General features: G+C 63.5%; 15 protein-coding genes. 11 read left to right on the forward strand and 4 right to left on the reverse strand.

Annotated elements, in window-relative coordinates; genetic code table 11:
* Nucleotide 1: 1 nt before the first annotated feature.
* A complete protein-coding gene (locus JOE32_RS01020; RefSeq protein WP_348532565.1) occupies nucleotides 2-2,122 on the reverse strand; it encodes a TonB-dependent receptor in 2,121 nt (706 codons plus the stop codon).
* Between the two features lie 195 nt (nucleotides 2,123-2,317).
* Here JOE32_RS01020 and JOE32_RS01025 point away from each other — a divergent pair, with 195 nt between their 5' ends.
* From JOE32_RS01025 to JOE32_RS01060, 8 genes are all read left to right on the forward strand, one after another.
* Nucleotides 2,318-3,343, forward strand: coding sequence for an NAD(P)H-dependent glycerol-3-phosphate dehydrogenase (locus JOE32_RS01025; protein WP_209980646.1), 1,026 nt, complete (start codon nucleotides 2,318-2,320; stop codon nucleotides 3,341-3,343).
* A 10-nt stretch (nucleotides 3,344-3,353) separates the two neighbouring features.
* Complete coding sequence (locus JOE32_RS01030) at nucleotides 3,354-3,701, forward strand: DUF4389 domain-containing protein (RefSeq protein WP_209980648.1); 348 nt, start codon at nucleotides 3,354-3,356, stop codon at nucleotides 3,699-3,701.
* Nucleotides 3,698-4,147 (forward strand): phosphohistidine phosphatase SixA, encoded by a 450-nt coding sequence (sixA, locus tag JOE32_RS01035; RefSeq protein ID WP_209980651.1) that lies wholly within the window; start codon nucleotides 3,698-3,700, stop codon nucleotides 4,145-4,147. The genes JOE32_RS01030 and sixA overlap by 4 nt, the downstream gene beginning before the upstream one ends.
* A gap of 36 nt (nucleotides 4,148-4,183) precedes the next feature.
* The gene (locus tag JOE32_RS01040; protein ID WP_209980654.1) at nucleotides 4,184-4,627 is read left to right on the forward strand and encodes a hotdog fold thioesterase; all 444 of its coding nucleotides are present in this window, start codon (nucleotides 4,184-4,186) and stop codon (nucleotides 4,625-4,627) included.
* Between the two features lie 97 nt (nucleotides 4,628-4,724).
* Nucleotides 4,725-5,528: an alpha/beta hydrolase gene (locus tag JOE32_RS01045; protein WP_209980656.1), complete on the forward strand. Its 804-nt coding sequence runs from the start codon at nucleotides 4,725-4,727 to the stop codon at nucleotides 5,526-5,528.
* Nucleotides 5,525-6,379, forward strand: coding sequence for an alpha/beta fold hydrolase (locus JOE32_RS01050; protein ID WP_209980659.1), 855 nt, complete (start codon nucleotides 5,525-5,527; stop codon nucleotides 6,377-6,379). Before JOE32_RS01045 ends, JOE32_RS01050 begins: the two co-directional genes overlap by 4 nt.
* Nucleotides 6,380-6,481: 102 nt before the next feature.
* Entirely contained in the window at nucleotides 6,482-7,300 is an 819-nt protein-coding gene (locus JOE32_RS01055; protein WP_209980662.1) for a DUF4892 domain-containing protein, read from the forward strand.
* Nucleotides 7,301-7,372: 72 nt separating this feature from the next.
* The gene (locus JOE32_RS01060) at nucleotides 7,373-8,425 is read left to right on the forward strand and encodes an AI-2E family transporter (protein ID WP_209980664.1); all 1,053 of its coding nucleotides are present in this window, start codon (nucleotides 7,373-7,375) and stop codon (nucleotides 8,423-8,425) included.
* Between the two features lie 636 nt (nucleotides 8,426-9,061).
* Here JOE32_RS01060 and JOE32_RS01065 read toward each other — a convergent pair.
* On the reverse strand, nucleotides 9,062-10,099 hold the full coding sequence (locus JOE32_RS01065; RefSeq protein ID WP_209980666.1) for an ATP-binding protein: 1,038 nt from the start codon (nucleotides 10,097-10,099) through the stop codon (nucleotides 9,062-9,064).
* Nucleotides 10,099-10,860, reverse strand: coding sequence for a response regulator transcription factor (locus JOE32_RS01070; RefSeq protein ID WP_209980668.1), 762 nt, complete (start codon nucleotides 10,858-10,860; stop codon nucleotides 10,099-10,101). The genes JOE32_RS01065 and JOE32_RS01070 overlap by 1 nt, the downstream gene beginning before the upstream one ends.
* Before the next feature lie 248 nt (nucleotides 10,861-11,108).
* Here JOE32_RS01070 and pyrF point away from each other — a divergent pair, with 248 nt between their 5' ends.
* Nucleotides 11,109-11,807: an orotidine-5'-phosphate decarboxylase gene (gene pyrF, locus JOE32_RS01075; RefSeq protein ID WP_209990247.1), complete on the forward strand. Its 699-nt coding sequence runs from the start codon at nucleotides 11,109-11,111 to the stop codon at nucleotides 11,805-11,807.
* Between the two features lie 142 nt (nucleotides 11,808-11,949).
* On the opposite strand, the gene JOE32_RS01080 is transcribed toward pyrF, so the two are convergent.
* Complete coding sequence (locus tag JOE32_RS01080; RefSeq protein ID WP_209980670.1) at nucleotides 11,950-12,957, reverse strand: NADP-dependent oxidoreductase; 1,008 nt, start codon at nucleotides 12,955-12,957, stop codon at nucleotides 11,950-11,952.
* Nucleotides 12,958-13,185: 228 nt separating this feature from the next.
* Here JOE32_RS01080 and JOE32_RS01085 point away from each other — a divergent pair, with 228 nt between their 5' ends.
* Nucleotides 13,186-13,947, forward strand: coding sequence for an SDR family oxidoreductase (locus JOE32_RS01085; protein WP_209980672.1), 762 nt, complete (start codon nucleotides 13,186-13,188; stop codon nucleotides 13,945-13,947).
* Between the two features lie 201 nt (nucleotides 13,948-14,148).
* On the forward strand, nucleotides 14,149-15,561 hold the full coding sequence (locus tag JOE32_RS01090; RefSeq protein WP_209980674.1) for a PLP-dependent aminotransferase family protein: 1,413 nt from the start codon (nucleotides 14,149-14,151) through the stop codon (nucleotides 15,559-15,561).
* The last annotated feature ends 26 nt before the right edge of the window (nucleotides 15,562-15,587 follow it).

Consider the following 15,587-nt stretch of genomic DNA (forward strand, 5'->3'; position numbering starts at 1 on the left):
GTCAGAACTCCAGCTCCGCGCTGAAGTAAAGGACATGACGATGGTCATAAATATTGTCGGCCCAGGTGGTCGGCTGATGGTCGAGGCGTTGTTGCAGCATGCCCGCCAGCTCCACGTTGGCGTTGCCCACGGCAATGCGCTTGGCCACCCGCAGGTCGACCCGTTCGAAGCGATATTGGTTGAGCGCATCGTCACCGTAATAGAACAGCGCGCTGGACCAGCCGCGACCCCACTCGCGCAGCCAGCCGGCGGAGCCGCTGTTGCGCGCGGTCTGAGCCTTGTCCAGCGGGTTGCTCGCGCTGGCGTCGACGTAGGCGTAGGTGAACCGCAGACGGTCGGCGTTACTCAGTCGCCAGTCAAATTGCGACTCGGCGCCGACAAAACGCGAGCTGTTGCCATTGCTCGCAATGTATTGGTTGTTGCGTAGCGGCGAGCTGATCATGTCAGTGATTTCGTCATAGAACAGCTTCACGTCCAGGTTCAACCCGAGGTCGGCAAAGAAGCCGTTATAGCCCAGTTCCCGCGATTTCATCAGCTCTTTATCGAGGTTGCCCGGCCCCCGTGTCACCACAAAATATTGCCCGGCGTTCTGCCCATAGGCCGGCGAGCTGAGATGGTTGACGCGGTAGCTCCAGTTGACGTTGTTCTCGAACATGTCCGGCGAGCGGATGGCCTCGGAGTACACCGCGCGCAGGCCGTGGCGCGGGTTGATCAGGTAGTTCAGCGCCACTCGGGGCGTCAGTGAGTGACCGCTCAGGCGCGTGTCTTCATACATGGCGCCGCCCTGCAGCAGCCAGTGTTCGCTGGCACGCCATTCGAGTTGGCCGAACAGGCGCCAGGTGACGTCGTCGAGAGTGCCGTTGAAGTAGGTGTCGGAATCGGCACGGTCATAGCGATAATTCATACCGCTGACCAGGCGCAGGCTGTCGGACAGGCTGAGGGTGTCCTGAATCTCCAGATCGTAGCGGCTTTCGCGGGTGCTCTGGTCGATGTCGCCGCACACGTTCTGGCTGGCACCATTGCGCCATTGGTCCAGCACCTGGTTGCCCAGCGCCTGTTCGGCGGTGCTGCCCGGCGGTGCGCTGCCCTGGCTGTAGGTGTCCATGTGCCGCGCCAGCAGTTCGGCGTAATTGGGATTGAGTTGCCACAGGCGGGTCAGCTCCGGGCTGAACGAGACTTTCGCATCGCAGGCCTTCCAGACCTGGCGGCGCTCCCACTGCTGGGCCGAGCCCTGGATATACAGACTGTGGTCGGGGTTGAAATCGATGTTCCAGCGCAGTGAGCCGGCGTAGTCCCTGGCATTGACGTCGGAGTTATTGCCGCCTTCGGTAATCCCGGCGAACACCGGTGTGTAGGTATAAGGACGCTGGTTGGTGCCCTCCTTGGCGTTCAACTGCCAGTCGAGGCTCTGTTGCGCATTCAGCGTCTGGCTCACGGCCAGGCTGAAGCGGCTCAGGCGGCGACTGTCGCGGCGGTCGGCGCCTGTGGCGTCGCTGTCGAAGCCATCATCCTGCTGGCCGGACATCGACACGCGCAAATCGCCGGTTTCCCAGCCCAGGCCCTGGCTGGCGTAGACATCGTTGATCCCCCGTTCGCCGCGCTGCACCTTCACCCGTGTGCCCCGGCTGTTGGCCGGTGAGCGCGTGAGGATGTTGACCACCGCCATCAGCGCATTGGCGCCATAGCTGACGGTGTTGGGGCCACGGAACACTTCGATGCGCTCGATATCTTCCATGACCACCGGAATATCGCTCCAGTCGACGGTGGCGAGGCCCGCGCGGTACACCGAACGGCCGTCGATCAGCACCTGCATGCGCCGCGCATCGCTGGCGCTGGTGCCGTGATAATTCACGGCGGCCTGATTGCCGGTGGTGTAGCCGACCATCATGCCCGGCACCAGCCGCAGCAGCTCGGCGATATCCCGTGCGCCGCTGGCCTTGATCAATTCGCTGTCGATCACCGTCATGCTGCCGGGCACGGCGGCGGCCGATTGTTTAAGACGTGTGGCGGTGAGCACCTGCGGCAACGGCTGGATGTCGAGGAACAGGTCATCGGCGCATGCAGCAGCGCTGCACAACAGCATCAACAACAGGGATGAGCGGGGAGGAGGGCCCGGATACACGGCACGGCCTTGATCATTGCGGATAGCCGCCCATGGTAACTGAGGTGAGGCCTTATGCCAGTCGTTGAAATTGCAATTCGTTCATCCAATTGTGGCATTTTCCGACAGGCGTACGAATTGACGCGGGGGCTGGCTGCAATTGAGCCGCTCCGTATAATGCGGCCATTGCCACTGGTATGGATTAACGGATTGCATATGACTGAACAGCGCCCTATCGCGGTCCTGGGAGGCGGAAGTTTTGGTACCGCCGTGGCTAACCTGCTGGCCGAGAATGGCCACGCGGTGCGCCAGTGGATGCGAGATCCCGAGCAGGCCGAGGCCATTCGCGTGCACCGGGAAAATCCCCGTTACCTTAAAGGCATCAAAATTCATGAGGCGGTCGAGCCCGTCACCGACCTGCTGGCGACCCTGGAGGCCTGCGACCTGTGTTTTGTCGCGCTGCCCTCCAGCGCCCTGCGCTCGGTGCTGGCCCCCCACGCCGAACGCCTGGCCGGCAAGCTGCTGGTCAGCCTGACCAAGGGCATCGAGGCGCAGACCTTCAAACTGATGAGCGAAATCCTCCAGGAGATCGCTCCACAGGCACGCATCGGCGTGCTGTCCGGGCCGAACCTGGCGCGGGAAGTGGCCGAGCACGCGCTGACCGCCACGGTGGTCGCCAGTGAGGACGAGCACTTGTGCGAACGCGTCCAGGCCGTGCTGCATGGCCGTACGTTTCGCGTGTACGCCAGCGGCGATCGGTTTGGCGTCGAGCTGGGCGGGGCGCTGAAAAACGTCTACGCCATCATCGCCGGCATGGCCGTGGCCCTGGGCATGGGCGAAAACACCAAGAGCATGCTGATCACCCGCGCCCTGGCGGAAATGACCCGCTTTGCGGTCAATCAGGGCGCCAATCCCATGACCTTCCTGGGCCTGGCGGGCGTGGGCGACCTGATCGTCACCTGCTCCTCGCCCAAAAGCCGCAACTATCAGGTCGGCTTCGCGCTGGGCCAGGGCCTGAGCCTGGACGACGCGGTGACGCGCCTGGGTGAGGTGGCCGAAGGGGTCAACACCCTCAAGGTGCTCAAGGCCAAGGCTCAGGAAGTGGGCGTCTATATGCCGCTGGTGGCTGGCTTGCATGCGATTCTGTTCGAGGGTCGCACCCTGGAGCAGGTGATTGAGCTGCTGATGCGCGCCGAGCCGAAAACCGATGTCGACTTTATTTCCACCAGTGGTTTCAACTGAGGAACGCGTCATGAACGATCCCAAAGCAGCCCCCAAGTATGAGTCCATTGTGCTGCGCATCCTTTGGATGCTGGTGTTCGCCCTGGTGTGGCAGGTCGCGCAGTTTCTGCTCGGCGCGCTGGTGGTGGTGCAGCTGGTATACCGTCTGGTCTACGGCGCGCCGAACCTGGGCCTGATGAACTTCGGCGACAGCCTCAGCCAGTTCCTGGCGCAGATCGGCCGCTTCGGCAGCTTCCATACCGAGCACAAGCCCTGGCCCTTCGCCGATTGGCCGACCCCGCGTGCACCCGAAGGCGAGGCCGCCCACAGTGTGCCACCGGCGCCGCACCCGGTGCGCGATGAGGAGCCAAAGCTGTGAAGCTGTGGATTCTGCGCCACGGCGAGGCCCAAGCCCACGCGCGCAGCGACGCCGAGCGTAACCTCACCGAGCACGGCCGTGGCGAAGTGTTGCGCAGTGCTGCGCACCTGATCGGCCAGCCCATCAGCGCCATCATTGCCAGCCCTTACGTACGGGCGCAGCAAACCGCGCAGCTGGTGCGCGAGGCCCTCGGTTTTCAGGCCGATATCCGCACAGTGCCGTGGTTGACGCCGGACGCTAATCCGCCCCAGGTGCTGGAACACCTCGACACCGATGACAATGTGCTGCTGGTCAGCCATCAGCCTCTGGTGGGCAGCCTGATCAGCTTTTTGCAGCACGGCCATCTGCGTCAGTCGCAGCCGATGCACACCGCGAGCCTCGCGGAACTGGAAGGCGATTTTCCGCTGGCGGGGCTGATGAGTCTGGTCAGCGTGAAAAATCCGTAGGTCATCCTGATAACAACAACAGAAAGGACACTCCCAATGAGCCTGTGGCGCACCCAACCGAACATCGAACACCTCAATACCCTGCAGAAAAACACCATCGGTGAACTGCTGGACATCCGCTTCGAAAGCTTCGATGAGCACTCCCTGACTGCAAGCATGGTGGTCGACCACCGCACCCATCAGCCCTACGGCCTGCTGCACGGCGGCGCGTCGGTGGTGCTGGCCGAAAGCGTCGGCTCCATGGCCGCCTACCTGTGCATCGATGCCAGCAAGTTCTATTGCGTGGGCCTGGAGGTCAACGCCAACCACCTGCGCGGTGTGCGCAGCGGGCGGGTGACGGCGGTCGCCACGGCGATTCATATCGGACGCACCACCCAGGTATGGGACATTCGCCTGACCAGCGACGAGGGCAAGGCCAGTTGCGTATCGCGTCTGACCATGGCCGTCGTGCCCCTGGGCGAGAACCCGCCGGCGCGATAGGCGTGGCGTGAGTGCCATCATTCCTGGCAGTTACGGTCATTGCCGTACACGCCAGGCATGGGGACAATCGCTCCACTGTCTGTGCAGAGGGTTCGGTATGTCGCAGCACGTGTTTTTTGCCCACGCCAATGGTTTCCCGTCGGCCACCTATGGCAAGTTGTTTGCCGGCCTGGCGCCGGAATACGAAGTGGCTCACTTGCCCCAGCACGGTCACGATCCCAGGTTCCCGGTGGATGACAACTGGCAGAATCTGGTGGATGAGTTGATCCATCATGTTGAGCAGCAACCCCAACCGGTGTGGGGCGTGGGCCATTCACTGGGTGGCGTGCTGCATCTGCATGCGGCCATGCGCTGCCCGCAGCTGTATCGCGGGGTGGTGATGCTCGACTCGCCGGTACTCACGCGTGCCGACCGCTGGGTGATCCGCGCGGCCAAGCGTTTTGGCTTTATCGACCGTCTCACGCCAGCCGGGCGCACTCTGGGTCGCCGCGAAGAATTTACCGACCTGGCTGCTGCGCGCAGTTATTTTGCAACCAAGACGCTGTTTCGCGGGTTCGACCCGGACTGCTTCGAGGCTTATCTGCAGCATGGCCTGTACCCGGTGGGCGATCGCCTGCGGCTGCGCTTCGACCCGGCCACCGAAATCAGCATCTACCGCGGCGTGCCCCACACCAGCCCGGGACAGGTGCGTCAATTGCGGGTGCCGTTGGCGATGGTGCGTGGCCGCCAGAGCCGGGTGGTGATGCGTCACCATGCCAGCGGCGTCGACCGCCTGCCCATGGGCGAAACGCTCACCGTGCCTGGTGGCCATATGTTCCCCCTCGAACACCCACAGGACACCGCTGCCTTGATCAAAACCCTGTTCGCCCGCTGGGAAAACCGTGAGCGCAGTTGCGCATGAGCACGCCCGTCGAAGAAGTACGTCTGAGCCTGCCGCATATCGAATTGGCCGCCCATCTGTTCGGCCCCGAGGACGGCTTGCCGGTGATCGCCCTGCATGGCTGGCTGGACAACGCCAACAGCTTTGCGCGTCTGGCGCCGAAACTCACCGGCTTGCGCATCGTCGCCATTGATATGGCCGGCCATGGTCACTCGGCGCATCGCCCGACGGGCGCCGGTTATGCCTTGTGGGATTACGTGTTCGATGTGCTGCAGGTGGCCGAACAACTGGGCTGGAAACGTTTTGCATTACTTGGCCACTCCCTCGGCGCCGTCGTGTCCACCGCCCTGGCCGGGGCTTTGCCGGAACGGGTCACGCACCTGGGCTTGATCGACGGCGTGATCCCGCCAACCGCCAGCGGCGAGCATGCCGCCGAGCGCCTGGGCATGGCGTTGCAGGCGCAACTGAGCCTGCAGGACAAGCGCAAACCGGTCTACACCACCCTGGACCGTGCGGTTGAGGCGCGCATGAAAGGCCTGGTGGCCGTCAGCCGCGAAGCCGCCGAATTGCTGGCCCAGCGGGGCCTGATGCCGGTGCCTGGCGGTTACACCTGGCGCACCGACAGCCGCCTGACCCTGGCTTCGCCGATGCGCCTGACCGACGAGCAGGCGATGGCGTTCGTACGTCGCGTGGCTTGCCCTGCGCAGTTGATCGTGGCGGCAGAGGGCATGCTGGCGAAACATCCCGAATTGCTTTCCCAGCTGCCTTTCTCGGCGACCACGCTGCCGGGCGGCCATCATTTACACCTGAATGATGAGCCCGGCGCGGTTCTTGTTGCAGACTGTTTCAATCGGTTCTTCTCCGCGCCTTGACTTGGTGCGGTCAACTGCCGAGGCTGGGCGGATTGAAAGGGAGTCAACCATGAACAATCCAAACATAACGCCTGCTTGCACTGGCCCAGGCTCACCGATCCGATGAGCCTGGGTAAACGATGTTTCCGTGTTCTGGGGCTGGGTATGTTCAGCCCGCTGGTATTCGCCGCCGATGTACCGGGCAGTCAGGATCTGCCTGCCGTCGCCCGTCAGGTCGACGCGCAGATCGTCGATTACCGCCCGGCTGAAGAGAAAGAGCGCATCTACCCCATGGGCGCGATCCGCAGGATCAGCGGCCAATTGCGTTCCGAGGGCCAGGCCACCGCCCGTGGACAAGCCACGGCCATCACCTATGAACTGCCCGCCGAACACACATCGAGCGCCGCGTTTACCGCCACGCGCGAAGCGTTGCAGGCCAACGGCGCGCAATTGCTGTTCTGGTGCCAGGCCCGTGACTGCGGCGAGAGCAGCCTGTGGGCCAATGAAGTGTTCGGCAACGCCAAGCTGGTGGGCGCCGACGGTCAGCAGGAATACCTGCTGTTGCGCCTGGCAGCCCCGCAGGACAATTCCCTGGTGGCGCTGTATGGCATCACGCGAGGCAATCGCCGCGCCTATCTCCACGTCGAGCAACTCGATTCCGCCACGCCGCTGGGTACGCTGCTGCCCACCTCCGCAACACTGCTGCGTGAGTTGAAAAGCACCGGCGAACTGGACTTTCCCGCGCTGGCCGCCGAGCCGGATGCCACCTGGCTGACGCTGATTTCCCGAGCACTTAACCTCGACACCAACTTGCGCATCAGCTTGAGCGGCGCTTCGGCCGAGGCCTGGCGCCAGGCGCTGGTTGGCAGCGGCGTACGCGCAGCCCGCCTGGAAACCGGCAGCGGTGACACTAAAGGCTTGCACCTGCATCTGATACGCTGAGCGTCCCCGGGCGAACGGACCCGTGCCGTTCGCCTAAGCTATGTTCCTGAGACCTTCCTTTCGAGATTTTCCATGCCCAATAATGATCGCCTGCTGGTGCAAATCCTGCTGCTGGTGCTGTTTGGTGCCAGCTTCTGGGTGATGGCGCCGTTCTGGTCGGCGCTGTTCTGGGGCGCGGTGCTGGCTTTTGCCAGTTGGCCGCTGATGCGTCTGCTGACCCGTGCGCTGGGCGGGCGCGAGTCGCTGGCCGCCGGCATCCTGACCCTGGGCTGGATGCTGTTGGTGGCGCTGCCGCTGGTGTGGCTGGGCTTCAACCTGGCCGACCATGTGCGCGATGCCACGGTATTGATCAAGGATATCCAGGTCGATGGCCTGCCCGAAGCGCCCACCTGGCTGGGTTCTATCCCGCTGGTGGGCGAGCGGCTGGTGGGCATGTGGGACAGCATCGACGAGCAGGGGGCCGCGCTGATGATCAGCATCAAGCCGTACCTTGGCCAGGTGGGCAACTGGCTGCTGGCGCGCAGTGCGCAAATAGGCGGCGGCATTCTCGAACTGACCTTGAGCCTGGTCTTCGTGTTCTTTTTCTACCGCGACGGCCCACGCCTGGCGATGTTCGCCCACCGCCTGCTGGAACGCCTGATCGGAGAGCGGGCCGGCTACTACATCGAACTGGTGGCCGGCACCGTGCAACGGGTGGTCAATGGCGTGATCGGCACGGCCGCCGCCCAGGCGCTGCTGGCGCTGATCGGCTTCCTGATCGCCGGCGTGCCCGGCGCGCTGGTACTGGGCATCGTCACCTTCCTGCTCAGCCTGATTCCCATGGGCCCGCCGTTGGTGTGGATCCCGGCTACGGCATGGCTGGCGTGGAAAGGCGACTACAGCCACGCGATATTCCTCGGCATCTGGGGCACGTTCATCATCAGCGGCGTGGATAACGTGCTCAAACCCTACCTGATCAGCCGCGGCGGCAACCTGCCGTTGGTGATCGTGCTGCTTGGCGTGTTCGGCGGCCTCATCGCCTTTGGCTTTATCGGCCTGTTCATCGGCCCTACCTTGCTGGCAGTGGCGTACAGCCTGCTGATGGACTGGAGCGCGAGCCAGGCCCAGGAGCGGCGGGAAACATAAGTCTGCAAATTACACTGTGGGGGGGGGGCGCCGTGAGCGGGCTTGTTGTGGCGAGCGGGCTTGCCCCGCGCTGGGGTGCGCAGCAGCCCCAAAACCATGCTCTGCGCAGTGTCAGGTACAGCGCGTTTACCTTGATGGGGGGCGCTGCGCACCCCAACGCGGGGCTAGCCCTAATGCCGTTCAGTTAAGCCAGTGTGATGCTCGAAGCAATGAGCGGTGCGACTTTTCGGTGTATATATCGGTTTGTGCGGTAACGGCGACTTAGGGTTCCGCCCTTACGGCGGCTCACTTTTGAAAAGCGCAAAAGTAAGCAAAACGCTCTTGCCCCAACACTCGGCACCTCGCCCAGGCTCGGTGTGCCTAAGATCAAGATCAAAAGCGCGGCGGCCTGAGAGCCGACCGGAATGGTTTGCGAACGCTGTACAAAATGTGGGAGGGGGCTTGCTCCCGATGGCGTCGGCCCAGCAAACATTGATGTTGAAGACACACCGCTTTCGCGGGCAAGTCGAATCGTCGCACCGCCGCTCGCACAGGGGAGCTGCGCTTAACTGACTGGCATTAGGGCAAGCCCGCTCGCCACAACAGAGCGGCCTGCCGCAGAGGCTCCCGTTTGCTGCGCCACCTTCCTACCAGGATTCAAGCCCGAGGCAGCCACATCACCGCCGTCAAACCACCCCCTGGGGTTTCCTCCAGGCTCAGGCGGCCGCCGAGGCGTTCGACGGCTTCCCTGGCAATCGTCATGCCCAGGCCGACGCCGCCAGAGTTGCGGTTGCGCGAGCCTTCCAGGCGAAAGAATGGCTCGAACACGGCCTCGCGCTGATCCGCCGCGATCCCCGGGCCGTGGTCGATGACACGAATCATCAGGGCCTCGCGGCTGTCCGTCAGTTCCACGCGTGCGCCGCCGGCGTAGCGCAGCGCGTTGTCGATCAGGTTGTTGAGGCCCGAACGCAGGGCCATCGGCTGCACCTGCAGCGGCGTGCATGAACCCGCATATTGCACGTCGCACCCCTGGTCCTGGGCGTTTTCGCTCAGTGACTCCACCAGCGCCTGCACATCGAGCCAGTGCCGGGTTTCGCTGGTGCGCTGTTCGTGCAGGTAACTCAGGGTGGCGTCGAGCATGCCGATCATGTCGTCCAGGTCCTGGCGCATCTGGCCTTGCAGGCGGGTGTCTTCGATCTGTTCCAGGCGCAACTTTAGGCGCGACAGTGGCGTGCGCAGGTCATGGGACACGGCGCCGAGCATGCGCGCGCGCTGGCTAACCTGCTCGCGAATGCGCCGTTGCATGAGGTTGAAGGTCGAGGCCGCCTGTCGTGCCTCGCGGGGGCCGGACTCGTTGAGCGGCGGGCTGTCGAGGTCCAGGCTCAGGCGCTCGGCCGCTTCGCTCAGGCGCTGGATCGGCCGGCTCAGCAGTTTGGCGCCGTACCATGCGGCGATGATCAACGTGATGACCTGAAACGTCAGCGGCACGACCGGGCCGCCAAACCACGGGCGTTGGCGCTTCTGGTGCACGGGCGTGAAACTGCCATCGGCCATCTGCACATACAGGTCGCCGGTGGGCGGCGGGGGCGGGCCATAGTGGTGAAACCAGAAAATCGTCAGCCCGTGGGCCAGCACAATGGCCACCAGCAGCACCCCGAACAGCCGCCCGAACAGCGTGTTGAAGGCGTTGCGCATCAGCCGATATCCCGTGCGTCGAACAGGTAGCCTTCACCGCGCACGGTCTTGATCAACTGCGGCGCTTTTGGATCGTCGCCCAGTTTCTGGCGCAGGCGCGACACCAGCAGGTCGATGCTGCGGTCGAAGGCTTCGATGGAGCGACCGCGCGCAGCGTCCAGCAATTGCTCGCGACTGAGTACGCGACGCGGACGCTCGATGAACACCCACAGCAGGCGGAACTCGGCATTGGACAGCGGCACCACCAGGCCGTCGTCGGCCACCAACTGGCGCAGGACGCTGTTGAGGCGCCAGTTGTCGAAGCGGATATTCGCGCGCTGCTCGGTGCGGTCATCGCGCACCCGGCGCAGGATGGTCTGGATGCGTGCCACCAGCTCACGGGGCTCGAACGGCTTGGACATGTAATCGTCGGCGCCCAGTTCCAGGCCGATGATGCGGTCGGTGGGCTCGCAGCGTGCGGTCAGCATCAGGATCGGGATGTCCGACTCGGCGCGCAGCCAGCGGCACAGCGACAGGCCGTCCTCGCCCGGCAGCATCAGGTCGAGCACCACCACATCGAAGGTGCCGGCCTGCATGGCCACGCGCATCGCGGCGCCGTCATTGACGCCGGTGGCGAGAATATTGAAGCGCGCCAGGTAATCGATCAGCAGTTCGCGGATCGGCACATCATCATCGACAATCAGGGCACGGGTATTCCAGCGCTTGTCGTCGGCAATTACCGCGTCTTTGGGCGCGTCGTTTATGGCGGAGGGGGTCTGCATAGTGCGGTCATCTGCCTGGTGGATACGCTCAGCATAGGCGCCCAGCCCCATGGCTGGAAGTGCTGGACGCTCGGTCGTGGGCGCGAGGCTAGCGCCGGGGCGTGTTGAGGGCATGTCGTGAATGTATCGGCGCCGACACAAATGCAGAACAGCCAGTACCGTCGGTATTTACCGATCACCGGATCCCGCAACGGCGCCGCTTGCGCTACAATCCGCGCCGATTTCGACTTGCCTGAGAGCCCATGCCAATGTCCGTCTGCCAGACGCCTATCATCGTCGCCCTGGATTACCCTACCCGTGAAGCCGCACTGCAGCTGGCCGACCAGTTGGACCCCAGGCTTTGCCGGGTCAAGGTCGGCAAGGAGCTGTTCACCAGTTGTGCGGCAGACATCGTCGGTACCCTGCGCGACAAGGGTTTCGAGGTGTTCCTCGACCTTAAATTCCACGACATTCCCAACACCACCGCCATGGCGGTCAAGGCGGCGGCCGAGATGGGCGTGTGGATGGTCAATGTGCACTGCTCCGGCGGTCTGCGCATGATGAGCGCCTGCCGTGAAGTGCTGGAACAGCGCAGCGGCGCCAAACCGCTGTTGATCGGCGTGACCGTCCTCACCAGCATGGAGCGTGAAGACCTGGCCGGCATCGGCCTGGATATCGAGCCCCAGGAGCAAGTGTTGCGCCTGGCGGCCCTGGCGCAAAAAGCCGGGCTCGACGGTTTGGTCTGTTCGGCCCTGGAAGCCCAGGCGCTGAAGACGGCGCACCCGTCACTGCAATTGGTGACGCCAGGGATTCGTCCGGCGGGCAGCGCGCAAGACGACCAGCGGCGCATCCTCACCCCGCGCCAGGCCCTGGACGCGGGCTCGGACTACCTGGTAATCGGCCGTCCGATCAGCCAGGCCGCCGATCCGGCCAAGGCGCTGGCAGCGGTCGTCGCTGAAATCGCCTGATACTCAAGGCAAGCACAGAAAAAATGTGGGAGGGGGCTTGCTCCCGATTGCAGTGTGACAGTCGACACAGGCATCGACTGATCCACCGCTATCGGGCGCAAGCCCCCTCCCACAGGTGTACTCAGGTCTCAGAGAGAGTGCCTCAGCTGACCTTGAGCACCAGCTTGCCGAAGTTCTCGCCATTGAACAGCTTCATCAACGTCTCGGGGAATGTCTCCAGCCCCTCGACGATATCCTCCTTGCTCTTGAGCTTGCCCTGAGCCATCCAACCGGCCATTTCCTGCCCGGCGGCGGCGAAGTTGGCGGCATGGTCCATCACCACGAAGCCTTCCATGCGCGCGCGATTGACCAGCAATGACAGGTAGTTGGCCGGGCCTTTCACCGCTTCCTTGTTGTTGTACTGGCTGATGGCGCCGCAAATCACCACCCGCGCTTTCAGCGCCAGACGGCTGAGGACGGCATCGAGAATATCGCCGCCGACGTTATCGAAATACACGTCCACGCCTTTGGGGCACTCGCGCTTGAGGGCGGCGGGCACGTCTTCGCTTTTGTAATCGATGGCCGCGTCGAAACCCAGCTCATCCACCAGGAACCTGCACTTGTCGGCGCCACCGGCGATGCCGATCACACGGCAGCCCTTGAGCTTGGCGATCTGCCCGGCAATGCTGCCTACTGCGCCGGCGGCGCCCGAGATCACCACGGTTTCGCCGGCCTTCGGCGCGCCGGTGTCCAGCAGCGCGAAGTAAGCGGTCATGCCGGTCATGCCCAGGGCCGACAGGTATCGCGGCAATGGTGCCAGGGTCGGATCGACCTTATAGAAGCCACGTGGCTCGCCGACGAAGTAGTCCTGCACACCCAGCGCGCCGTTCACGTAATCGCCGACGGCAAATGTCGGGTTGTTCGAGGCAATCACCTTGCCCACGCCCAACGCGCGCATCACTTCACCAAGGCCGACCGGCGGAATGTAGGACTTGCCCTCGTTCATCCAGCCACGCATCGCCGGGTCCAGGGACAGGTATTCGTTGTGTACCAGCACCTGACCGTCGCCAGGCGTCCCCACCGGGACTTCCTGATAGGTGAAGGTGTCACGCGTGGCCGCGCCGACCGGGCGTTTGGCGAGCAGGAACTGGCGGTTGGTCTGGTCAGTCATGGCAGGGACTCTTGAGAAATGAACCCCGAGTGATAGACCTGCGGTGGCGTGAATGCAAGTGTTTGCCCGACGTGCGAATGCTCGCCGATAGGCCGGAATGATAGTGCTGCCGGTGCACTTATCACTGCGATCCATGCCGCCACAACCGGGCTTTTGATAGTGCTGACGCGCCAGGTCTGGCCTTGGCTAGACTCGCCCTACAGTTATCTCTCCCACAGGATCTTTGCCATGAGCATGACATTTTCCGGCCAGGTCGCCCTGGTGACCGGCGCCGCCGCCGGTATCGGCCGCGCCACCGCGCTGGCGTTTGCCGCCGAGGGTTTGCAGGTGGTGGTCGCTGATCTGGATGTGGCGGGCGGCGAGGGTACGGTCACGCTGATTCGTCAGGCCGGTGGTGAAGCGGTGTTTGTGCGCTGCAACGTTACCCTCGAAGAGGATGTGCAGCAGTTGATGGCGCACACCATCGCCGCCTATGGCCGGCTGGATTACGCGTTCAATAATGCCGGCATCGAAATCGAGAAGGGCAAGCTGGCGGACGGTAGCCTGGACGAGTTCGATGCCATCATGGGGGTCAACGTCAAGGGCGTGTGGCTGTGCATGAAGCACCAGTTGCCGCTGCTGCTGGCCCAGGGCGGCGGGGCGATCGTCAACACCGCGTCGGTGGCCGGGCTGGGCGCGGCGCCGAAGATGAGCATTTATGCGGCCTCCAAGCATGCGGTGATCGGCCTGACGAAGTCGGCGGCGATTGAGTACGCGAAAAAGAAAATCCGCGTCAACGCGGTGTGCCCGGCGGTGATCGACACCGACATGTTCCGCCGTGCGTGGGAAGCCGACCCACGCAAAGCCGAGTTTGCCGCAGCCATGCACCCGGTGGGGCGCATCGGCAAGGTCGAGGAAATTGCCAGCGCCGTGTTGTACCTGTGCAGTGATGGCGCGGCCTTTACCACGGGGCAGGCCTTGGCGGTGGACGGTGGCGCGACGGCGATCTAGGACGTGATCCCGCCGGCCATTCGAAAACGCCGGGGGTGGTTGTGGGGCGTTTCCAGAACGGACGAACGCCGCTTCGAATGTGTGTCATCAGGTAAATAATTCAATAAAATCAATACTTTAATAAGAATTCAAAAAGGGCCTGAAGAGGCTTCTGTGCTTAACTGCTCGGGTTGAATAACTGACAGTTCAAGTGAGTGGCTCATGGATTTAGGGATCGATCGACAAGCCCTTGTACCGGTGGTGCAGCAAATCGTCAGCGCGGTGGCCGAGTGGATCCGCAGTAATGGAGTCAGCCCCGGCACGCGTCTGCCCTCCATTCGGCAATTGGCCCTCGACAACCTGCTCAGCCAGTCCAACGTGGTCGAGGCGCTTGAGCGGCTGGTGGCTCAGGGGCTGCTGGCCTCCAGCAAAGGCTCCGGGTTTGTGGTGGCGCCGCCGCCGGTATTTTACGAACCTGCGTGGCATGAAGGTGCGGAACGCGAGTGGGGGGCCTTCACCGACAGTCCTCTGGGGGAACTGAAACTGGGCTGCGGCTGGTTGCCGGACGACTGGCGCGAAAGTGATGACCTCAGTTATGCGATCCGCGAAGTCAGCCGTACCGATACCGCCGGCCTGTTCAACTACAGCACGCCCCTGGGGTTGCCGGCGTTGCGTGAGCAATTGCTCAAGCGCCTGAACCAGATTCAGGTGAGCAGCAACCTGGAGTGCATTCTCACCACCCACGGTGCCAGCCATGCCCAGGACCTGCTCATCCGCACGCTGCTCAAGGCCGGGGATGCGGTGGTGGTCGAGACGCCGGGCTATGGCAACCTTTACCGTCAATTGGCGTTTCACGGCGTCACGCGGCTGGAGGTACCCCGCACCTGTTCCGGCCCGGATATTCCTGCGCTGGAAGCGCTGCTGCAACGTCATCGGCCCAAGTGCCTGTTCACCAGCAGCCTCTATCACAACCCCACCGGGTCCAGCCTGAGCCGCGATGTGGCCGAGCGCTTGCTGGCACTTGCGCGCCGCAACGACTTCCTGATTATCGAGGAGGACGTCTACGGTGACCTGCAACATGCCAGTTGCACACGGCTGGCGGCACTGCCCCATGCTGATCGCGTCATCTATGTATCGAGCTTTTCCAAGACCCTGAGCAGCGCCTTGCGCGTGGGCTATCTGAGCGCGGGCGCCTCGCTCATTGCGCAACTGGCTCACCTCAAGACGCTGACGGGCATCGGCACCTCGCGTTTCGCCGAAGCCGTCGTGACGACGTTGCTGGCCAACGGCACTTACCGAAAGTGGGCGCAACGCTTGCGCAAGCGCTTGAACGCGCAGATGGCCGCCACCCTGCAAGTGCTGGAAGACGAGGAATGGCAAGTGTTCACCGTGCCCGCTGGCGGCATGTTTCTATGGGCACGGCCAGGGTTGGGCGACCCCTCGCGGGTGCAGGCCTGCGCCCGGCAGTTGGGTGTGCTGTTGACGCCAGGCGCGCTGTTCAATCCGGCGGGTGAGCCCAGCGATTGGCTGCGCATCAATGTGGCCCATGCGGGTGATCAGCGCGCGCTGGCGTTATTCCGCGCGATGGGGCCGGCCAGATCGACCTCGACCATTCTGAAAACGACCAGTACGTAGCTTTTTGCCATTATTGTGGCGTCAAT

It is taken from the genome of Pseudomonas sp. PvP025 (genome assembly GCF_017832155.1).
Classification (GTDB): domain Bacteria; phylum Pseudomonadota; class Gammaproteobacteria; order Pseudomonadales; family Pseudomonadaceae; genus Aquipseudomonas.